The 17,942-nt window shown below is 69.5% G+C and carries 19 protein-coding genes; 12 read left to right on the top strand and 7 right to left on the bottom strand.

The genetic code is table 11. The annotated features are described in order from the left end of the window. Positions 1-773: 773 nt before the first annotated feature. Together ACFYR0_RS22680 and ACFYR0_RS22675 are read right to left on the bottom strand one after the other, a co-directional pair. A complete protein-coding gene (locus tag ACFYR0_RS22680) occupies positions 774-1,376 on the bottom strand; it encodes a GNAT family N-acetyltransferase (RefSeq protein WP_389330862.1) in 603 nt (200 codons plus the stop codon). Between the two features lie 534 nt (positions 1,377-1,910). Further along, positions 1,911-2,597 (bottom strand): alpha/beta fold hydrolase, encoded by a 687-nt coding sequence (locus ACFYR0_RS22675; RefSeq protein WP_389330859.1) that lies wholly within the window; start codon positions 2,595-2,597, stop codon positions 1,911-1,913. Positions 2,598-2,747: 150 nt separating this feature from the next. On the opposite strand from ACFYR0_RS22675, the gene ACFYR0_RS22670 reads away from it, so the two are divergent. Then, the gene (locus ACFYR0_RS22670) at positions 2,748-3,731 is read left to right on the top strand and encodes a helix-turn-helix transcriptional regulator (protein ID WP_389330857.1); all 984 of its coding nucleotides are present in this window, start codon (positions 2,748-2,750) and stop codon (positions 3,729-3,731) included. A gap of 247 nt (positions 3,732-3,978) precedes the next feature. Here the strand turns inward: ACFYR0_RS22670 and ACFYR0_RS22665 are convergent, their stop codons facing one another. Continuing rightward, positions 3,979-4,203 (bottom strand): hypothetical protein, encoded by a 225-nt coding sequence (locus ACFYR0_RS22665; RefSeq protein ID WP_389330854.1) that lies wholly within the window; start codon positions 4,201-4,203, stop codon positions 3,979-3,981. Between the two features lie 225 nt (positions 4,204-4,428). On the opposite strand from ACFYR0_RS22665, the gene ACFYR0_RS22660 reads away from it, so the two are divergent. The 6 genes from ACFYR0_RS22660 to ACFYR0_RS22635 all read left to right on the top strand — a co-directional run bounded on the left by ACFYR0_RS22660 (position 4,429) and on the right by ACFYR0_RS22635 (position 8,337). Then, positions 4,429-4,680 carry a hypothetical protein gene (locus ACFYR0_RS22660; protein ID WP_389330851.1) on the top strand — a complete coding sequence of 84 codons (252 nt, stop codon included), beginning with the start codon at positions 4,429-4,431 and terminating at the stop codon, positions 4,678-4,680. Positions 4,681-4,683: 3 nt separating this feature from the next. Then, positions 4,684-5,373, top strand: coding sequence for an FG-GAP repeat domain-containing protein (locus ACFYR0_RS22655; RefSeq protein WP_389330848.1), 690 nt, complete (start codon positions 4,684-4,686; stop codon positions 5,371-5,373). A gap of 535 nt (positions 5,374-5,908) precedes the next feature. After that, positions 5,909-6,448: a hypothetical protein gene (locus tag ACFYR0_RS22650; protein WP_389330845.1), complete on the top strand. Its 540-nt coding sequence runs from the start codon at positions 5,909-5,911 to the stop codon at positions 6,446-6,448. A 125-nt stretch (positions 6,449-6,573) separates the two neighbouring features. Next, positions 6,574-6,984 carry a VOC family protein gene (locus ACFYR0_RS22645; RefSeq protein WP_389330842.1) on the top strand — a complete coding sequence of 137 codons (411 nt, stop codon included), beginning with the start codon at positions 6,574-6,576 and terminating at the stop codon, positions 6,982-6,984. A gap of 299 nt (positions 6,985-7,283) precedes the next feature. Continuing rightward, complete coding sequence (locus ACFYR0_RS22640; RefSeq protein WP_389330839.1) at positions 7,284-7,619, top strand: hypothetical protein; 336 nt, start codon at positions 7,284-7,286, stop codon at positions 7,617-7,619. A gap of 118 nt (positions 7,620-7,737) precedes the next feature. After that, positions 7,738-8,337, top strand: coding sequence for a hypothetical protein (locus ACFYR0_RS22635; protein WP_389330836.1), 600 nt, complete (start codon positions 7,738-7,740; stop codon positions 8,335-8,337). 435 nt (positions 8,338-8,772) lie between these two features. Here the strand turns inward: ACFYR0_RS22635 and ACFYR0_RS22630 are convergent, their stop codons facing one another. Beyond that, positions 8,773-9,117, bottom strand: a complete 345-nt coding sequence (locus ACFYR0_RS22630; protein ID WP_389330833.1) for a hypothetical protein — start codon at positions 9,115-9,117, stop codon at positions 8,773-8,775. A 258-nt stretch (positions 9,118-9,375) separates the two neighbouring features. On the opposite strand from ACFYR0_RS22630, the gene ACFYR0_RS22625 reads away from it, so the two are divergent. Both ACFYR0_RS22625 and ACFYR0_RS22620 read left to right on the top strand, forming a co-directional pair. Next, on the top strand, positions 9,376-9,729 hold the full coding sequence (locus tag ACFYR0_RS22625) for a hypothetical protein (protein ID WP_389330830.1): 354 nt from the start codon (positions 9,376-9,378) through the stop codon (positions 9,727-9,729). 182 nt (positions 9,730-9,911) lie between these two features. Beyond that, the gene (locus ACFYR0_RS22620) at positions 9,912-10,349 is read left to right on the top strand and encodes a hypothetical protein (RefSeq protein WP_389330827.1); all 438 of its coding nucleotides are present in this window, start codon (positions 9,912-9,914) and stop codon (positions 10,347-10,349) included. Positions 10,350-10,388: 39 nt separating this feature from the next. Here ACFYR0_RS22620 and ACFYR0_RS22615 read toward each other — a convergent pair whose 3' ends face one another. After that, positions 10,389-11,333 (bottom strand): hypothetical protein, encoded by a 945-nt coding sequence (locus ACFYR0_RS22615; protein WP_389330824.1) that lies wholly within the window; start codon positions 11,331-11,333, stop codon positions 10,389-10,391. 671 nt (positions 11,334-12,004) lie between these two features. Beyond that, complete coding sequence (locus ACFYR0_RS22610; protein ID WP_389330821.1) at positions 12,005-12,496, bottom strand: cytochrome P450; 492 nt, start codon at positions 12,494-12,496, stop codon at positions 12,005-12,007. Between the two features lie 228 nt (positions 12,497-12,724). On the opposite strand from ACFYR0_RS22610, the gene ACFYR0_RS22605 reads away from it, so the two are divergent. The 3 genes from ACFYR0_RS22605 to pntB all read left to right on the top strand — a co-directional run bounded on the left by ACFYR0_RS22605 (position 12,725) and on the right by pntB (position 16,459). Next, positions 12,725-12,970, top strand: coding sequence for a phospholipase D-like domain-containing protein (locus ACFYR0_RS22605; protein WP_389330818.1), 246 nt, complete (start codon positions 12,725-12,727; stop codon positions 12,968-12,970). A gap of 545 nt (positions 12,971-13,515) precedes the next feature. Further along, positions 13,516-15,039 (top strand): Re/Si-specific NAD(P)(+) transhydrogenase subunit alpha, encoded by a 1,524-nt coding sequence (locus ACFYR0_RS22600; protein WP_389330815.1) that lies wholly within the window; start codon positions 13,516-13,518, stop codon positions 15,037-15,039. Position 15,040: 1 nt separating this feature from the next. Continuing rightward, positions 15,041-16,459 (top strand): Re/Si-specific NAD(P)(+) transhydrogenase subunit beta, encoded by a 1,419-nt coding sequence (pntB, locus tag ACFYR0_RS22595; RefSeq protein WP_386382208.1) that lies wholly within the window; start codon positions 15,041-15,043, stop codon positions 16,457-16,459. Positions 16,460-16,751: 292 nt separating this feature from the next. Here the strand turns inward: pntB and ACFYR0_RS22590 are convergent, their stop codons facing one another. Next, complete coding sequence (locus tag ACFYR0_RS22590; RefSeq protein ID WP_389330810.1) at positions 16,752-17,639, bottom strand: NAD-dependent protein deacetylase; 888 nt, start codon at positions 17,637-17,639, stop codon at positions 16,752-16,754. Positions 17,640-17,942 lie beyond the last annotated feature (303 nt).

The following is a 17,942-nucleotide window of genomic DNA, read 5'->3' as shown; positions in this document are numbered from 1 at the left end:
CCTTCAGTACCGCCCCCACACCCTCGACGGCTTCATAGCCGGCACCGGCCTCACCCTCGACGAATCGACGTCACCCTAACGAGCCGAAGTCAGTAACGCTGGTCGGAGAGTCGGAGCGCCCCGGCCCGCATCCGTCCCCTGCCGGGTGGATCCGTCCTGCGGCACGCAACCAGGTGGCCGCGACGCGCATAGTGCCAGGCCTGATGCCGATCACCGAAGCGGATGTCGCACAGCCAGGGCTGGTGGTCGTGCAGCCCGCGTGACTGAGTCGTCGAGAGCAGCGGGACGCCTGCTGGGTCGCCGGCGCCGTAGTTCTCGTGGATCGAGCTGTCGCAGACGGTCTTCTTCGGGGTGCCGGTGGAAGCGGTGGTCGTGCAGCCTGCGTGACTGGTTCGTCGAGAGCAGGCGTTGGCGCAGTAGGACGCCTTCCAGACCCCGGTCGCGCACGGCGTGGCCGCGACGGCGTCGGTGGCGGGCAGCGCGAGGCTGGCGGCAGCGGTGCCGGGCGCGAGCGCCGCAGCACCCGCCCGGTCTGTGTGAACCTGTGAAAGATCCCCTCCGTTGCGGAGGATCCTGGCCCGTGGACATGTAGAACGGACGTGCTTTCGAGGCGTGTCTGGGAGAACCCGACACTCCGTCCCGACGCTTCTCCGACCTCCGATCCCGCGTCATTCACCCACACCGGTCGTCGGCCGACTGTCCCTCTCTAGCGTCTCGGTGTACACGCGGACAGGGCGGCTCGTCCCCACGCCTCCCGTCGGCGTTCTGAGCGATCAGGAGGCGGACGGATGGCGTCGGTCGAGGCGGGCCATGAGCAAGTTCTTCGTGTCGGGCCAGTCAGGGCCGGTGATGCTGTAGAGCGCGGAGTCACGGACCCAGCCGTCACGCATGACCATGTGCTGGCGCAGGACCCCCTCATGGGTGGCTCCGAGACGAGCGATGGCGGCCCGCGAGGCGTTGTTTCGGACGTCCGTGAGGAACTCGACGCGATTCATCCCAAGCGTCTCGAAGGCGTGGGTGAGCATCAGCAGCTTGGCCTCGGTGTTGACCGCCGTACGCTGCCAGGACCGACCGAGGAAGGTGAAGCCGATCTCCAGCCTGCGATTCGGCAGGTTGACCGCCATGAACCGGGTTGATCCGGCGATGCGCCCCGTGGCCAGGTCGATGGTCGCGAACGCGAGCTGGCTGCCGGCCGCATGAGCGGCGAGTGCGTCGTCTATGAACGCCCCCACGTCGCGGGGATGGGGGACGAGCGTTACGTTCAGCGTCCACAACTCACCGTCTTGGACCGCCTCGCACAGGCCACGGTGGTGCCCTGGTGCGAGCGGTTCCAGCCGTACGTGTGTGCCCGCCAGCTCCACGGCTTCCAGATCCATACCCAACCCCCGGTGATCAGTCCGTGCTGGGACGCTAGCGGCGCGGGCCGACTGGGTGCCGCGTCGACCAGAATGCGGGCACAGCTCACGGGAGAGCATGCCTCAGGCGGCTCGGGGTTCAGCTGGTGGCGGCGTCGCATCGGCCACGCACTCTCAGTCTCAACAGCGCAACTGTGCCCCCAACCACGGCTTTTGCCCTCGTCTACCGCCACACCAGGACTGCCGTCACCAACGAGGACCGCGCTTTGCTCCACCAACTGCACGCGGAAGATACCGCTTTGGCGACATGGTTCGCAGTGTCTGGTCGAGCCGCTCTGGCGAACGGAGACAGGCGTGGAGAGGCTCCGGCGACTCTCTACCGACGGGCGGGTGACAGGCTTCGATGTGCAGTGTGACCGTTCCGATGGGGCGGTGGCCGATCCACCAACAGCCTCTGGGAATGCTGTTGTTGCGTTCGGCGAGTTCGGTGAACACGTCCCAGGTCAAGGCGTTCAGCCGACGGGCGGTGTAGCCCACGGTCATGGCGCCGTTCGGTCAGTGTCCGGTTGCCACTGCTCCGAGGAGACGGGCGAGTTCGGCCGGCTTGGTGAACATCGGCCAGTGGCCGGAGTCGATGTCGACGAACTCGACCTGCTTGGCCCTGGCGAGCTCCGGCGCGTCGCCGGCGGCGATCCATTCGCGGGCCTGCTCCGGGGTGAACTCCGGGCAGACCACCACGACCGGAACGTCGTAGCGGCGCTCGTCCGACAGCCGGACCACACCCCTGGCCACCTGCTCGGGGACAGGGACGGCATCGGCTTCGATGCGCCGGCGCAGTTCCTCGTCGAGGTCGGCGCTGTCCGCGCCCTCGAAAGGGCCCCAGCCGGGGAAGTGCATGGCGCCGTCGCGCATCTCGAAGAAGTCGGCGTACGTCCGGCCGTCCGCCTTGGGGAAGCCGCCGATCAGCGCCAGCCCGGCCACCCGGTCCGGGCGCGCGTCGGCGGCCATCCAGCCGAGGGCGCAGGCGGCCGAGTGCGCCACGAGCAGGGGCTTCTCCGCAGTTGCGTCGATGGCGGCGAGGACCGTCGCCAACTGCTCGTCGAGCGTCGCGGAGGAGCGTCCGTCGCCCTGGCCCGGAAGGGTCACCGGCCGCGGGCGGTGACCGAGCTTCTCAAGGGGCGGTGTCACCGCGTCCCATGCGGTGCCGTCCAGCCACAGACCACCGATGAGCAGGATTTCCATAGTGAGGTCAACTTTCCGTCGAGGTTGCAGGCGGAGACAGCAGCCGAACGCCGAGTGGACGCGGCCGTGCGCGAGCGGGCGTTGCCATGCTAGGAGGGGTTCAGGACGATCTGCTTCCTGATTGCCGGGAAGCCGCCTACGCTGTCCGGGGTGGAGACCGGAACGAGCCCCACCGCCCGCGCACTGCGCACCCTGGAGATCCTGCAGACCCGTCCCGGCACGACGGCCGAGCAGCTCGCGGAGCGGCTCGGGGTGACCGATCGCGCCGCACGCCGCTACGTCGCGATCCTCCGGGAGGCCGGCATCCCCGTGGATTCCGTGCGCGGCCCGCACGGCGGCTACCAGCTGCGGCGCGGGACCAGGCTGCCGCCGGTGAGCTTCACCCAGACCGAGGCGCTCAGCCTGGTCATGGCCGTGCTCGACGGCCGGCCCGCCGCCACCGACCCAGGGGACCTCGTCGGTTCCGCCCTCGGCAAGGTCATCCACGCGCTGCCCGAGGGGATCGGGCGTCAGGCGGCCGCGCTGCGCGAGCACGCAGCCGCCGCGCCCGATCCGGGTGCGGCCTACGCCGATCCCGCCGTCACCAGCGCCCTGGTGGACGCGATCGCGTCCCGGCGGCGCGTGGTGATCACCTATCGCAGCGAGGCCGGCAACCAGTGGCAGGCGGAGGTGGACCCGTGGGCGGTCGTCGTACGCCGGGCCCGCTGGTACCTGCTCTGTCATTCCCATCGCGCGGACGCCGTGCGCACCTACCGGGTCGACCGGGTCCTGGCGGCCGAGGAGAGCGCGGTCGGGTTCCGCATGCCGGAGGACCTCGACCCGGTCACGGTGCTGGAGGAGAACCTCGGCACCGGATGGGCCTATCCCACACGGGTGCTCTTCGACGCACCGGTGGAGCGGGTCGCCCCGTGGGCCGGGCCGCCGATGGGACGGCTCGAACCCGTCGGGGCGGCGGGAGAGCAATGCGTGCTCGTCGGCACTACCCGCAACCCGGCGATGTACGCGTCGGAGTGGCTGGCGGCGGTCCCGTTCGCCTTCCACGTCGAGGGCGGGACGGAGCTTCGGGATGCGGTCGCCGACCTGGCGTCCCGCCTCGGCGCGGCCGTGTCCCGACCGGCCTCTGAAGGGGGTTGACCGCTCACCTTGCCTTTGTTGCGGAGCTGCGGCCCGTGCAGCTGGCACCGGTCGAGCGGGGTGATCCGATGTCGCCGTTACTGTGAACGGTGAAGTCGACCCGCACTCTTGCGCAGGAGCTGGCTCGGGCCGGCGCCGCGTCAGTCTTCCGGCAAGGGCACGTCGACGAAGCAACTGACGACGAGTCCGGTGTCCACGCCGATCGTGCCGGCCTATTTCGGGACCACCGCCACCCATCAAGCTCAACTCACAGTAAGGACACCGCTCGCGTCTCAGGATCCACAGCCACCCTGTGCGTCGGTTCGTCCCCCGATCCACTGGACGGCCAGAAGCCGAACACCCAGCGTTCACGCTTGCCTGACGGCGAGGCCACAGACTCGCGCGAAGGTCCGTGCATCTTCCACTGGGCAGCATCGGCTTCCTGTGACAGCAGGAACTCCACGGCCAGATCACGCGCTTCGTCATCATCCATGGGTGAACGATCCCCAACACCGCTGAGACCGGTCCATGGTGTGGTGAGCCACCGCGGTATCGACTGCCGTACGGTTCCCGCAGAGAACCCAATCCGCTGGCGGCGTAGGGGCGAACACAGTGCAACGGGTCAGTTCGGGCGCGGCCACCAGCTGCGATCTGACAACCGGGTTCGAGCAGGCGTGTTTCAGCGGCGAGACGACCATCGACCGCATCGATTGTGTGGGTGTCCGGCGTCGCTCGCCCGGTCATGCCGGTACGGCGCGATCTGGCACTCCTCAGCCCTTTGGACTCCGGCGGCGAGGAGAACACCCGGCTCGACAGCGAACGGTGCCTGTGCGCCCTCGACCGCGCCACCGGCCGGATCGACCGCTGGCTGGTGCCCCCGTGGCCCGACGGCCCGGGGTTCGGGCTCGCCCCGCACGCTCAGGCCGTCCAGGCGATCGCGGTGGAGGGTGCGCCCGGCGGCGACGCCTAACCCGTGATCGCCGTGCGCTTCTCCGACGGACACGCCGCGGTCTGCCGGCTCCCGCAGGAGCCCGACAGGCTGAGCCGCCGGGAGCGACGCCGACACCGCGCCGAGCAGGTGCGCCTGCGGCCCCGCCACCGCGCACCGCCCGCCTCGTGGCCGTCCTGGGCAGCGGTGACGCCCTCGACGCCGTACACCTCGCTCGGCACCGGATGGAACCAGTACGACGTGCTGACCTCGCCGGGTGACGTCAACGGCGACCGGCGGCCGGACCTGATCGCCCGGCAGGCCTCGACAGGTGACGTCTATCTCTACAGGGGCACCAGCACCGGCAGGCTCGCGGCGCGCCTGAAGATCGGCTCCCGCTGGACCGGCTACAAGAAGCCCGTCGGCGTCGGCGGCCTCAACGGCGACGGCCGCGGTGCCCTCCTCGCCCAGGACCGGTCCAACGAGCTGTGGCGCCTCGACGCCACTGCCACGAGCACCGGCGGGTTCGAGGCCAGGGTGAAGGTCTTCACCGACTGGGGCGCCTCCTGCAACGCGGTCGTCGGCGCGGGCGACTTCACCGGCGACGGCCGTACGGACATGGTGGTCCGGGACACCTCCGGCAGCTTGTGGCGCCTCAACGGCAACGGCAAGGGCTCCTTCGGCAGCCGCGTCAGGATCGCGACGGGCTGGCAGGTGTACCGGGCGGTCGGGTAGGGCACGCCCCGTTACCTTTCCGTGGGCCCGCAACGGGACGCCTCGAACGGGAGCGGGCTGTACCCGACGAGCCGGAGTCCGCAGCGCTCCAATGGCCGGGCGTAGCGGTCCGCGGTGCGCTCACGTCCACCGGTGTCGCACATCATGTGCGGGTCCGGCGCGGGCACCCGTCGGCGCCCTGCGTCATTGCGCTCCCCCGATGCAGACTCGGACGCCGAAGGCCCCGGTGCCGCCTGCTCGACCACTCGGGGGAATCCCGTGCGGATCAACCCCGCGACACCTCGCACGTCCGACACGAGCGGCCGGCTCCAGGCAATACTCAACGGCCTCGAAGCGGAGCAGCAGGCAGAGCGCTTCGGCATCGACACGGCGCCGAACGCCGTCCTCCTCTGCACCGCCGAGTGGCCGTCAGCACTCCCGCCGTCCGCAAGCGATCAGCACCGTCTTCGTCTCGGCCACCTCCGCCGACAGACGCCCCGACGCCCGGCGTCGAAGTCTGCCCGACCCGCCTCTTCGCCGCCGCAGGGAGCCCCTCATGTGCCCCTCTCCCGCAACGACAGCCACCGCACCGGCCACCGCAGGAACCCCACCGTGGGCGGATCTGACCCTCGACGCCCGCCTCGCTCTCATCGACGCGGCGATGACCGTGCGGCTCGACGCAGCGAAGGTCGCCTACGAGGTCAACACCGCCCACATCGAGACCGAACCCGTCAACCTGGCGGACGTCATCACCGGCCCCCTCGACACCGGACCCGTCCTCGTCCCGCAGCTGTACCCGACACCGGTAGCGGCCCTGCTGCAGCGCGCCCACCAGCGGCTGCTCACCGACGGCTGGTGCTCCGGCACGCTCGTCGACGAGAACGGCGCCGTCTGCATGCTCGGAGCCATCCGCGCCGAGGCAGGGGGCGACCGCGGACTGGAGGCCGACGCGGCCGCCGTGCTCCTGGACGCGATCCGCAGACGCTTCGCCAACGTCGACACGGTGCCGTCCTTCAACGACGCGCACGGATCGGGCCGCGTCCCGATCCGCATGGTCGACCAGGCCGCCGGCCTCGCCGACGCCTACGGCATGTGACGTCTCCAGAAGCCTCAGCCGAACATGAGGGGCGCTCGCAGCCGCGCCTGGGACCCGGCAGAGAAGAACCCCTCCGGATCCGCCAGAGACCGCACGTGCTTTTGATCTTGTGACAAGATCACGGGATGCTACGACTCACCGACTTCATCATCGACTGCCCGGACACGATGAAGCTGGCAGCCTTCTACTCCGACGTGCTGGGACTCCCGGTCAAGGAGGGCAGCAACGAGAACTGGGCCGGTATCCAGGTCGGCGAGATCGAACTGGCCTTCATCCAGGTGGATGACTACCGCGCCCCGCAATGGCCCGACAGCGAGCACCCCAAGCAGTTCCACCTCGACTTCGAAGTCGACGACATCGAGGCCGAACAGCGCCGTGTCCTGGCCCTCGGCGCGACCCTGCAGCGGGACTGCGTCGACCCCGACGGCTACGGCTTCCGTGTCTACGCCGACCCAATCGGCCACCCCTTCTGCCTGTGCCGCAACAAGGGTGTCATCTGGACCGATCAGGGCCTCGTCTGGCCCGAGCGCGGCTAGCAGGGCGGTTTCGAAGCAGGTGAAGCCCTTCACCGATGGCGTGATGCCGACGGTGACCAGACAGCGGGCGGCGGGCTTGCCGAACCGGGGCTACCACCCGGTGGCGTGAGAGGCGGTTGATGCCGCACCCCATGGCACGCTGGCCGCGGTATTCGACCGGGTCGGTCAGCTCACTCCCTCCCCACCAGGACACGCCACCGCTCAGCTCGCACGTGCGGGTGTCTCCTGATGAGGTGGGATCAGCGGGCGGAGACGGTGGTGAAGGTCTCGCGGACCGTCGCTCCGTCGGTGCCCTGGGCATGCAGAGCGCGCAGGAGGAGCCGCGCCTGGTACGGGCTGAGGTCTCCGGCGCCTACTCGCAGCACGACCGCGCCACAGGCTTCTGGCACCTGCGGGCCGAGAAACGAACCGGAATCAGCCACTCCGGCATCGGGACCGCACCCGCGCCGGTCTCGAGCATCCGCATGCGGAGCACCGCCGACACCTATCCCCTGAAGGACCTGGATCACCGCTTCGTCAGCATCGACGCCAGCGAGGTGTTCGCACGCGGAGGCGGACCTGCCGGAGCTCATTCCGGCCATGTACGGCCGGAGACGGCACATCTTCTCCTCACCCTGGCCGATCACTCGCGCTGACAGGGCCACCTTCATGGCGCGAGCGGGCAGCATAGAGCGCGGACACGGCCCGAAGACCCCCTTCCTGGTGTGGATCAGGAACCAGACCCAGGGGCCCCGAGAAGAGAAAGCAAGCATCGTGAACGAGCCCGCACGCACGCCAACTGCGCTGGTACTCGCTCAGTATCACCTCTTCGAGATCACCGACCCGGAAGGGCCCGTGGCCGACGACCTCTGCGCATCCCGCACCGGGCTCGTCTCCGCCACCGGCGGCGCCGTTGAGGTGATCACCGGGATCCACACCGGCGACGTCCACGTCACCGTCGAACCGCACTCCCGGCCGCCCGAGCCCTCCCCGGGCTGGGAAGAGATCGCCGAGATCTCATGCCACTCCCTCTCCGGGGGCATCCTCGTCACCCCCTACATGGACGACCCCGCAGACCTGCCGAGCCTGGCGTCGCAGGGCCCGGGCAGCTACCGGCTACGCGTCCACGCACGAGGCAGAGACCTCGCCACCGGACTGACCGTGGACAAGGCAGCCGAGTCGTACCTGATCCAGGCCTGGCCGGCCGAACACCGGGACGCCCTCGTGGTGAAGGCATCCGACGTCTACGGCGCCTACCGGCGCGCCAAGCCGACCCGCGACACCATCGTCGTCGACCACGAGGACTCCCCCGACGACCAGAGCGGCCGGGAACGCGACATCCTGCGCCGCGCCGAGCGAGGCGACTACTCCTGACCCACCCGCGCGGATCGGCGTCAGGCGGCTCCAGAACAGCCGCTCCCATCGACAAACGCTGGGTGCCGCCCGCTCGAGGCGCGCCAGCGCTCGCTTGGGAGAAGGAGCGCCGGAAGCGTCGTCTCTCGGTCAACGGCGAATGCCGGGAGGTGAGCATCGTTGTCGTACGGTTCCGGCGGTGTTCCGTGTGGTTACACCGCACCTGCGCCGTGTACTTCACCAGGGCGCCGTCTCCGGACGGCAGCGCCGTGTCGGGCAGGTGTGCGATGGGCACTGCTCGTTCACGGGCCCGGGGTGCCGTCGGCACGGCCATGTACGGGTGTCAGCCGTCCGCTTGTCGACAGGCTGTCCACAGACAGCCCCCGCCTCGCGCGCTTCTCGCGGGGCGGGGGCCTTTTGGTGCGACCGGGGCGGCCCTGACCCGGGGCGTCCCGGTTATTCGGTGCCGGTTTCGGCCGTGCTGAGCGCCTGGGCCAGCAGCAGGGCGCCTGTGGCCACCGCCCCCACCGCTCCCGCGGCCAGGAGACTGCGAGAGGAACGCCAGGAGAGCACCGACCACCGGGACTGCGCGGAAAGCAGCGATCCTGTGCTCAGCCAGGACCCGACGGAGATCAGCGACTGGGAGGAACCGATCGAGCCGACCGACAGGACGGAGCCGACGGACCCCACGGACAGCACCGATCCCACGGAGCCGATCGACAGCACGGAGTCCTGCGACCACAGCGACGGTACTGACCCCGTGGAGTCACGGCGGACCGACCGTGCGGAAAGTTTTGTCATGAGGCCATCCTGCCCGCTGGTCGCGCTGTGTCGCGAGATGCCGAAAGGCCCTGGCTCATGGTTGCCCGGCCTGGCCCGGTTCGTCATCTTGCCGTAGGTGAAGTCCTCCGTCCGGAAGCGGCGATCTGACTCGATACGCCCTTGATGACGGCTTCCAGCGGGGCTTGTCGGCTCTTGGCGTTGCCCCATTCAGGAGGTAGGCGTTCTCAGCGGATGCAGCGCCGCTCGGCCAGGTCTCCCCGCCTCCGACGGAACGCGATGGCCGGGCAGGTACTGCGACGCCCAGCCGGCAGCCAGTGCGAGGAAGCCATTCAGGTCAACCTCGGCGCCGTCGACCAAGCGGCGCAGCTCGGTGACGGACAGCCCGATCACCGGGCTGTCGTGCTGCTCGGCGTCGACGTTCAGCCGGACGGTGCCGTCCAGGCGCCCGGCGAGCGGATCGGGGTCCGGCCGAAGGAGGTGCGGCGGTTCCGGCGAGCGGATTCGACCGCGCTGATCGGCCAGCGGCCCGTGCCGTCTCAGACGCCTGTCCACGCCTGCTGGCGGCACGCCGAGGCCCTCGAGTGGTGGCATCGTGCGGTCTCTGTGGACCACCCCGATTCCGGCATCTGATTCCAGTAACCAGATCCCTCGCACGGAACGGGCAGCTGTCAGAGGCACTCGTGCGGTGCTGTTCCGCCGGGCCGGCAGGGTGAGAAGCGGCCGTGACCCGGCGGGTCGCCCCGGAACAGCGTGGCAGTCGGAGGCAGGATCTCCCACGCGTTTCCTGCTCATCACAGCTTTCGGGAGGCCCGATGAATGCGGCGGAACTGACGGGGACCTACACCTACCGGAGTTTCCTCAACCGGCAGGAGATGGTCGAGGACTTCAACAAACTCCGGTTCGCGGAACTGGAGCTGAGGCTCGCCACCGATCAGACAGGGGCGATCAGCGGTGAGCTGGTCTTCCCCGGCTCCTCGGACAGTGAGCCCCTGGCCATGGACATCGTCGGCCGTGTGTCGGCGTCGTCGCCACTGGCTTTCACCGTGACGGGCAAGGGCCGCACGGGTACGCCCATCGCCGATTTCCACTACGAGTACGACGGATTCGTCCTGCGCCGCTGGGAGTCGGGCGTCAACCAGCGCATGACACTCGCCGGGACCGTGCTGCGCGCCAAGGACCACGGCAGTGGTGGGACCCTGGCCCGGGCAGGTCAGACCGCCAGCTTCCTCGCGGTGAAGCGGGACGGCTGACCCCCCGGTTCGCCGAGCGATCCCTGGCACCGAGACTGCTCACAGGTCGGCGAGGACGGGGAAGCGGGCCCGTTCGCGGACGCCTGCCCGCTTGAGGTACTCGACCGTCGTCTCCAGGGCCTCCCGGCGCGTGGTGAGGCTGTCGGCCTCGCTGCTTCCCGGCCGGGCTCGCAGGATGAGTCCCGCCACGGGGTGATGGTGGTGGTGTCCGGCCGGACCGCTCCAGGGCGGGTCGAAACTCCAAGGGACCTCGCCCGTCAGGGCGTTGGCCGCCATCCAGTCGTCGAGTCGCGCGTCCACCCAGCCGTGGAGCTTCCAGAAGATCGGGCTCACATGGGCGGAGTAGGTGTCGGCGAGCCAGTTGTAGCTGGCGTCGTCGAACCGGGGGTCGACGTCGATGTCATCGTCGAGCCGGTACTCGGGCAACTGAGCCGACCAGCGCAGATGGAGCCGGTTGTGGATACTGAACTCGATCCGGGCGCCGAACTGCCGCAGTGTCCACTGACGCAGCCGATCAGGATTCGTGAAGTCGGCCTCCCACGCGCGGATCTGATGGAGCGATGCCTCGGTCTTTGCGCTCCGGATGGCGTTGGCGAACCCCGGGGCTCCGGGGATGTCGAACGGGTCCGGGACCGGGTAGTCATCGTCGTCCGGTGCAGGAATGGTGGGCCAGCCCTCGACGCGCGGGTGCTGGGGGTCGCCCAAGTCGGCAAGGATCTCGTTCACGGAGGCGATCATCTGCCGGTGCATGTAGAGGAAGTCCTCGCCCGATCCGTTGTCGAGTTCGACGGCAGGTGTTCCGGTCGGGTCCGGCGCTGTCAGGGACGGGCGCGGCGGCTCCCAGCCGTTCTGCCGGAGCGCGTCCTGCTCCTCGGGGGTCAGGACCGCCCAGTTGTCCCGGGCGTAGTGCCACAGCATGTGGTGCAGGCGCATAGCGCGGTCCGCCATGGCATCGATCACGGGCTTGGGGAAGCTGTTGTTCATCGCACTTCGGCCTTCCTGCAGCGCAGGGTGTACGGGCGGTGTGCTCAGGGTCGGCCATGGGGGCCAGGCGGCTGGGCTCGCACGGCAAGAGAAGGGTGCACGGCTCCGGCCACGTAGGAGACAGATGCTCTGCGGACGGCGGGCGGATCGCCGTCGTGGCACCGGCCCGGAGACGCGGAGCGGACGTTGTGCAGTTCGGCGCTCCTCAAGCACCATGGTGGCGCACGTGACCCGCAGGCGCATCCGGGCCCTGCCGCAGCAACCCTCCCGACCTGGGCCCGCCCCGCGGCCGCTTTCCCGCACCCGGACCCCGCCGGACGGTCCGGTCCGTCCTCCGATACGGCCGTGAGTACGACCTGAGCAGGGCGAGGGAGGCCGTCGTCGGGCCACAGCGGACATCCCGCTCCGCTCGCGCCAGATGCCTACCGACCTCGACCAGGACCTCGACCGCTGCAGCGGCAGCTCCTGGAGCGGCTTGCCGGAAGCGGGAACGCTCCGCGCGAACTCCTGAACACCTCCGCCCTTGCCGGCCGGACACGGTCGCCGATCACCTTACGCCCCCCGACACGCCGGTCTGCGGATCACGGGCTACCACCGAATACGTCGTCGATGTCCCCTCAGCCGACGCAGCACGGTGCCAGCCGTCTGATCCCAGCCACAATGCGCCGATCTCAAGTGGTGACCATCAGGCTCCGCAGACCTCGCTTGTGGAACGAGGAATGCCACTGCGGTTCCCCGTCCCGTGCGTCCAGTTCCAGGGCGGGGAACCGGTCGAGGAGAGCACGAAGAGCTACCTCGGCCTCCAACCGTGCAAGGGGGGCACCGAGGCAATAGTGGATTCCGTGGCCCAACGCCAGGTGTGAGGAACCACGGCCGACGTCGAAATCATGAGGGCGCTGGAACTCCCGCTCGTCCCGGTTCGCAGACGCGATCGAGACCCAGACACGGCCACCGGCGGGGATGACCGCTTCGCCGATGACGACGTCCTCGACGGCGAAGGGGCGCACCCCGAGCGGGAAGGGCGGGTTCCAGCGGAGAGTCTCCTCAATCACCTGCATCGCGGGGGTGGTGAACGCCTCGGCCACCATGCTCAGTCGTGCGCCTTCCTTGTCGAGGTCGCCCTTGGCGGTGCCGCCGAGGACCGTCGGCCGCCCGCCCGGCACATCCTGGCCAGCAGCGTGGACCGCAGAGCTGCGGCGACCGCTTGTTCAGCCGCCGCTGCGGCCCACCCTGCCCGGTGAGCTGCAGCCCTTCCCGACCCGTGCCCGCTCCAACAGCATCGCGGTCAGTCGATCGCCGGACGCGGGGCCGGACCGGTCGGCCCTGCGAGCCCTCCACGAGCTCAGCGGTCTTCAACTCTATTGAGATTATGGTCACTTGACGTTCTTCCCATGTCCTCCGGATCCACCGTTAGATTTACGATCCCCATGTTCGTTCACTCCAAGTACCTTCTCGTGGAAGGGAACTACGCGAGCCAGCCGGACACCAGGTGGACCTTCACCGGCTCCCACAACCTCGACCTGTCCTCGCTGTGTGAGAACGACGAGGCGCTGCTGCGCATAGCCGGCAACAACGTCCACGACGTGTACCGCGCCAACCACTACGCCATGCGGACGCACGCCACCCTGTCGTCCTGAACCCGTACACCCCGCCCGCCGCGGTGAACGGCGAAGAGGCCGCGGCGGGCGGGGTGTACGGGAGACGCGGCCTCGACGCCCGCGGACTTCGACCAGGCCGGATCGGGTCTACTCCACCAGACCGCGAGGAACGTTCCAACAGCGCACCAGGTCGGGCGAATGGGCAGATCGCTCACCATCTCGACGTCAGCGAAAGTCGATCCGCGTCAGGCGCCGTCAGCACCTCGGCGACTCCGTGCGGCGGAGCAAAGGGGGGCATGAAGGACACGGCCGCCCTGGAGCCCGTCGGTGGAGGACCGGGTCCTGGCGGCCCTCGCGTCCTGGCGGGGCGGGTGGCCGGTCGGGGCTCGCACCGCGCTTTGCGCCATCCGGTGCCGGATTTCCACTCGTTTCACGTCGGTTGCGACCGGTGGTGTGGCATTGATCACGGCTGACATGCTTCCGATTGAGGTGCCGGCAGATCGATTCTGACCGGACGAGAACTCGCTTCAGAGTCGAGCCCTTCTGCACGCCGTCGACGGCCAGAGCAGCGAACGGAGAACTTCGTGATTGTCGGAGCCCTCAAGGAAGCGCGGGCGGGTGAGAGTCGCGTTTCGGCCACCCCGGCCACGATCGAACAGATCCGCAAACTGGGGTACGAGGTCGTCGTCGACCCGGGCGCGGGTGTCGCGGCCGGCTTCACCGATGACGCCTACGAGGCCGCCGGCGCGACCGTCGGCGACGCGGCGGCCGCAGACGTGGTGCTGGGGGTCAATGCCCCCGGTCCGTCCCAGCTGGACCGGATCCGGCCGGAGGCGACAGTCATCGCCCTGTTCGCACCGGCCTTCGACCCGGACATGGTCGAGGATCTGGGCCGGCGCCCCTTCACCGCGCTCTCGATGGACGCCGTGCCCCGCATCAGCCGCGCGCAGTCGATGGACGTGCTGTCGTCCATGGCCAACATCGCCGGGTACCGGGCCGTCATCGAGGCCGCGCACGAGTTCGGGCGGTTCTTCACCGGGCAGGTGACCGCCGCGGGCAAGGTTGCGCCGGCGAAGGTGCTCGTCGCGGGCGCCGGCGTCGCCGGTCTGGCGGCGATCGGTGCTTCGGGCTCGCTCGGCGCGGTCGTACGGGCGACCGACCCGCGACCGGAGGTGGCCGACCAGGTCCGCTCGCTCGGCGGCGAGTACCTGTCGATCGCGTCCCCGGAGGTCGAGGTCTCGAAGACCGGCTACGCCAAGGAGATGGGCGACGACTACAAGGCGCGCGAGGCCGAGCTCTACGCCGCGCAGTGCCGCGACGTCGACATCGTCATCACCACCGCGCTGATCCCCGGGCGCCCCGCGCCGACGCTGATCACGGCGGAGATGGTCGCGAGCATGAAGCCGGGTTCGGTGATCGTCGACATGGCGGCCGCCAACGGCGGCAACGTCGTGGGCACCGTGAAGGGCGAGAAGGTCGTCACCCAGAACGGCGTGACGATCATCGGCTACACCGACCTGGCGGGCAGGCTGCCCGCACAGGCGTCGCAGCTGTACGGCACGAACCTGGTGAACCTGCTGAAGCTGATGACGCCGGACAAGGACGGCAGCCTGGTCCTCGACTGGGACGACCCGGTGCAGCGCTCGATCACCGTCGTACGCAAGGGCGAGTCGGCATGGCCGCCTCCCCCGGTCCAGGTCTCCGCGGCCCCGGCCGCGCCCACGGCTCCCGCGACGGAGCCTGCGCCGAAGAAGCCGCCGATGACGGCGAAGCAGAAGTTCGGCGGCGTGGCCCTGGGCGCGCTGGCGCTCTTCCTCACCGCCGGGTTCGCACCGGCGGCACTGCTGCCGCACGTGACCGTCTTCGTCCTCGCGATCGTGATCGGCTACTACGTGATCGGGCATGTGCACCACGCGCTGCACACGCCGCTGATGTCGGTGACGAACGCGATCTCCGGGATCATCGTCGTCGGAGCGCTCCTGCAGATCGGCCACTCGAACGCGGCGGTCACCGTGCTGTCGTCCGTGGCGATCCTTCTCGCCAGTATCAACATCTTCGGCGGCTTCGCGGTGACGCGTCGCATGCTCGCCATGTTCAACCGGAGCTGACATGTCTGCGACCCTCGCCGCACAAGCGGCCTACCTTGTTGCCGCGCTGCTGTTCATCCTGGCGCTGGCAGGACTCTCCAAGCACGAGTCGGCACGGCTCGGCAACGCGTTCGGCATGCTCGGCATGGGCGTCGCGCTCGTCGCGACGGTGGTGCTCGCGGTGGACGGCGACATCAGCACCGCCGGTCTCGCCCTGATGGCGATCGCGATGGTCGTCGGAGCACTGATCGGCCTGCAGCGGGCCCGCGGCGTCGAGATGACCGGCATGCCCGAACTCATCGCGCTGCTGCACTCCTTCGTCGGCCTGGCCGCCGTACTGGTCAGCTGGAACGGCTACCTGAACGTCGAGCACGACCCCGACGGCCACGAGGCCAGAGCCCTGGACGCACTCGGCACACTGGGCATTCACCACGCCGAGGTGTTCATCGGCCTGTTCATCGGCGCGGTGACGTTCACCGGCTCAATCGTGGCGTACCTGAAGCTCGCGGCGAAGATCGACTCCAAGCCGCTGGTGCTGCCGGGCAAGAACGCCCTGAACCTCGGCCTGCTGGTCCTGTTCGTCGCGCTGACCGTATGGTTCGTGATCACGCCGGAGCTGTGGCTCCTGATCACCGTGACCGTCCTGGCGCTCGCCCTCGGCTGGCACCTGGTCGCCTCCATCGGCGGCGGCGACATGCCGGTCGTCGTCTCCATGCTCAACAGCTACTCCGGCTGGGCCGCGGCCGCCTCCGGCTTCCTGCTCGGCAACGACCTGCTGATCATCACCGGCGCGCTGGTCGGCTCCTCCGGTGCCTACCTCTCGTACATCATGTGCAAGGCGATGAACCGCTCGTTCCTCTCCGTCATCGCCGGCGGCTTCGGCCTCGAGGCACCCTCGGGATCGGACGTCGACTACGGCGAGCACACCGAGATCACCGCCCAGAGCGCCGCCGAACTCCTGGGCTCGGCCCGGTCGGTGGTCATCACGCCCGGCTACGGCATGGCGGTCGCGCAGGCCCAGTACCCGGTCGCGGAGCTCACGTCGAAGCTGCGCGCCAAGGGCATCGACGTACGGTTCGGCATCCACCCGGTGGCCGGCCGTCTGCCCGGCCACATGAACGTCCTGCTGGCCGAGGCCAAGGTGCCGTACGACATCGTGCTCGAAATGGACGAGATCAACGAGGACTTCACCAAGACCGACGTCGTCCTCGTGATCGGCGCCAACGACACCGTCAACCCGGCCGGAGCCGAGGACCCCGGCAGCCCGCTCGCCGGCATGCCCGTCCTCACCGTGTGGGAGGCGGAGAAGGTCATCGTGTTCAAGCGCTCGATGGCCTCCGGATACGCGGGCGTCCAGAACCCGCTGTTCTTCAAGGAGAACACCTCGATGCTCTTCGGCGACGCGAAGGCTCGCGTCGAGGACATCGTCGGCGCGCTCTGACGCGCCGGTAGCTCCTGGGATCGGGGTCCGTCTTCAGGCGGGCTTTGCCCCGGGCAGGACGGAATTACCGGACCGCCGCCTCGCGGAAGGCGGCGGTCCGGTCGTTTGAACTGAACCGGAGCGGCACGCAAGAAGAAAAGCAAGTGCCATGCAGGCAAGATGCCTTCATACCCACCGAAGTCGGCTGGATGACCGAGTATCGGCCAGGCGCCCGCCTCTGGGGCCCCGACGACGAGGACTCCGTGTGGCAGGCCGCCATCGACCTTGTCCTGCTCGAAGGGAGGGGAGAACTTCAATCGTCGATGAGCACGCCGAGGTGGTCGGCGACTGCGGTCAGGGCCGTTCCGAGCGGGAGTTCGACGCGCGTCAGGGCGTGCTGATCGCCCCGGGTCGGGTCCCTGTTGACGATGAGCACCGGTGTGCCGGCCTGGGCGGCCTGCCGGACGAACCGGAGCCCTGACATCACGGTCAGCGAAGACCCCAGGACCAGCAGCGACGTCGCTTCACGGACCTTCTGACGGCACTGCTCCACCCGCTGTGCGGGCACGGATTCGCCGAAGAAGACCACGTCCGGCTTGAGGATGCCGTCACAGACCACGCACGCCATCACACGGAAGCCCCCGACCTGCTCGTCGCTCAGGTCGGCGTCACCGTCGGGGTTGATCCCCGCAGCCACCGGCTCGAAGCCCGCGTTGGCCTCCTCCAGGCGTTCAGCGAGTTCACGGCGCGAGCTGACAGCGCCGCAGGACAGGCACACCACCCGGGCCAGGCTGCCGTGAAGCTCGACGACGTCCTCGCTGCCGGCCGACTGGTGCAGGCCGTCGACGTTCTGGGTGATCACGCCCGAGAGCAGCCCCTCCCGCTCGAACGCGGCCACGGCCCGGTGCCCGGCGTTGGGGCGGGCACGGCCGAAGGTGCGCCAGCCGAGGTGGCTGCGCGCCCAGTACCGGCGCCTGGCCCGGGCACTCGCGGTGAAGTCTTGGTACGTCATCGGAGTGTGCCGGCCGAGGCTCCCGCCCTCGCCCCGGTAGTCAGGGATGCCTGACTCCGTGGAGATGCCCGCTCCGCTGAGCACCAGCACACCGCCCGCGCTCAGGGCATCGGTGACCGGGGCCAGATCCGTGGTGCCCGGCGGCAGGTCCTCGGTCGGGGTCCAGCTCAGGGTGGGCCGCATGCGCATGGGGCCAGGGTACGGAATCGGGCGGCGTCGCGGCCGTCCCCAAGGTGGGTGGAGGCCGCCGGGAGGCGCTGTTCGGATGTAGCGGCGGTCCTTCGGCGGTGTCGCGCCACCTCTGCGGCGGCGGTGCCGGATGCCGTCGGTGATGGGGATGCCGGCGGGACGTGACCGCTCCGCCCGTGTTGCGCCTGAGCTGGGCATCACGTCACGTGGACGTACCGTGACACCGCGGTTCGCTCGTCCTGACCGTGATCGTCGCGCGTCCCGCCGGCCCGGGGGTTCTGTCCCGCGGGTCCCGCCCAGGCC

Source organism: Streptomyces sp. NPDC005017 (genome assembly GCF_042873115.1).
Taxonomy (GTDB): Bacteria; Actinomycetota; Actinomycetes; order Streptomycetales; family Streptomycetaceae; genus Streptomyces.
The sequence above is the reverse complement of the archived record's forward strand: the minus strand, read 5'-3'. Positions and strand labels throughout refer to the sequence as shown.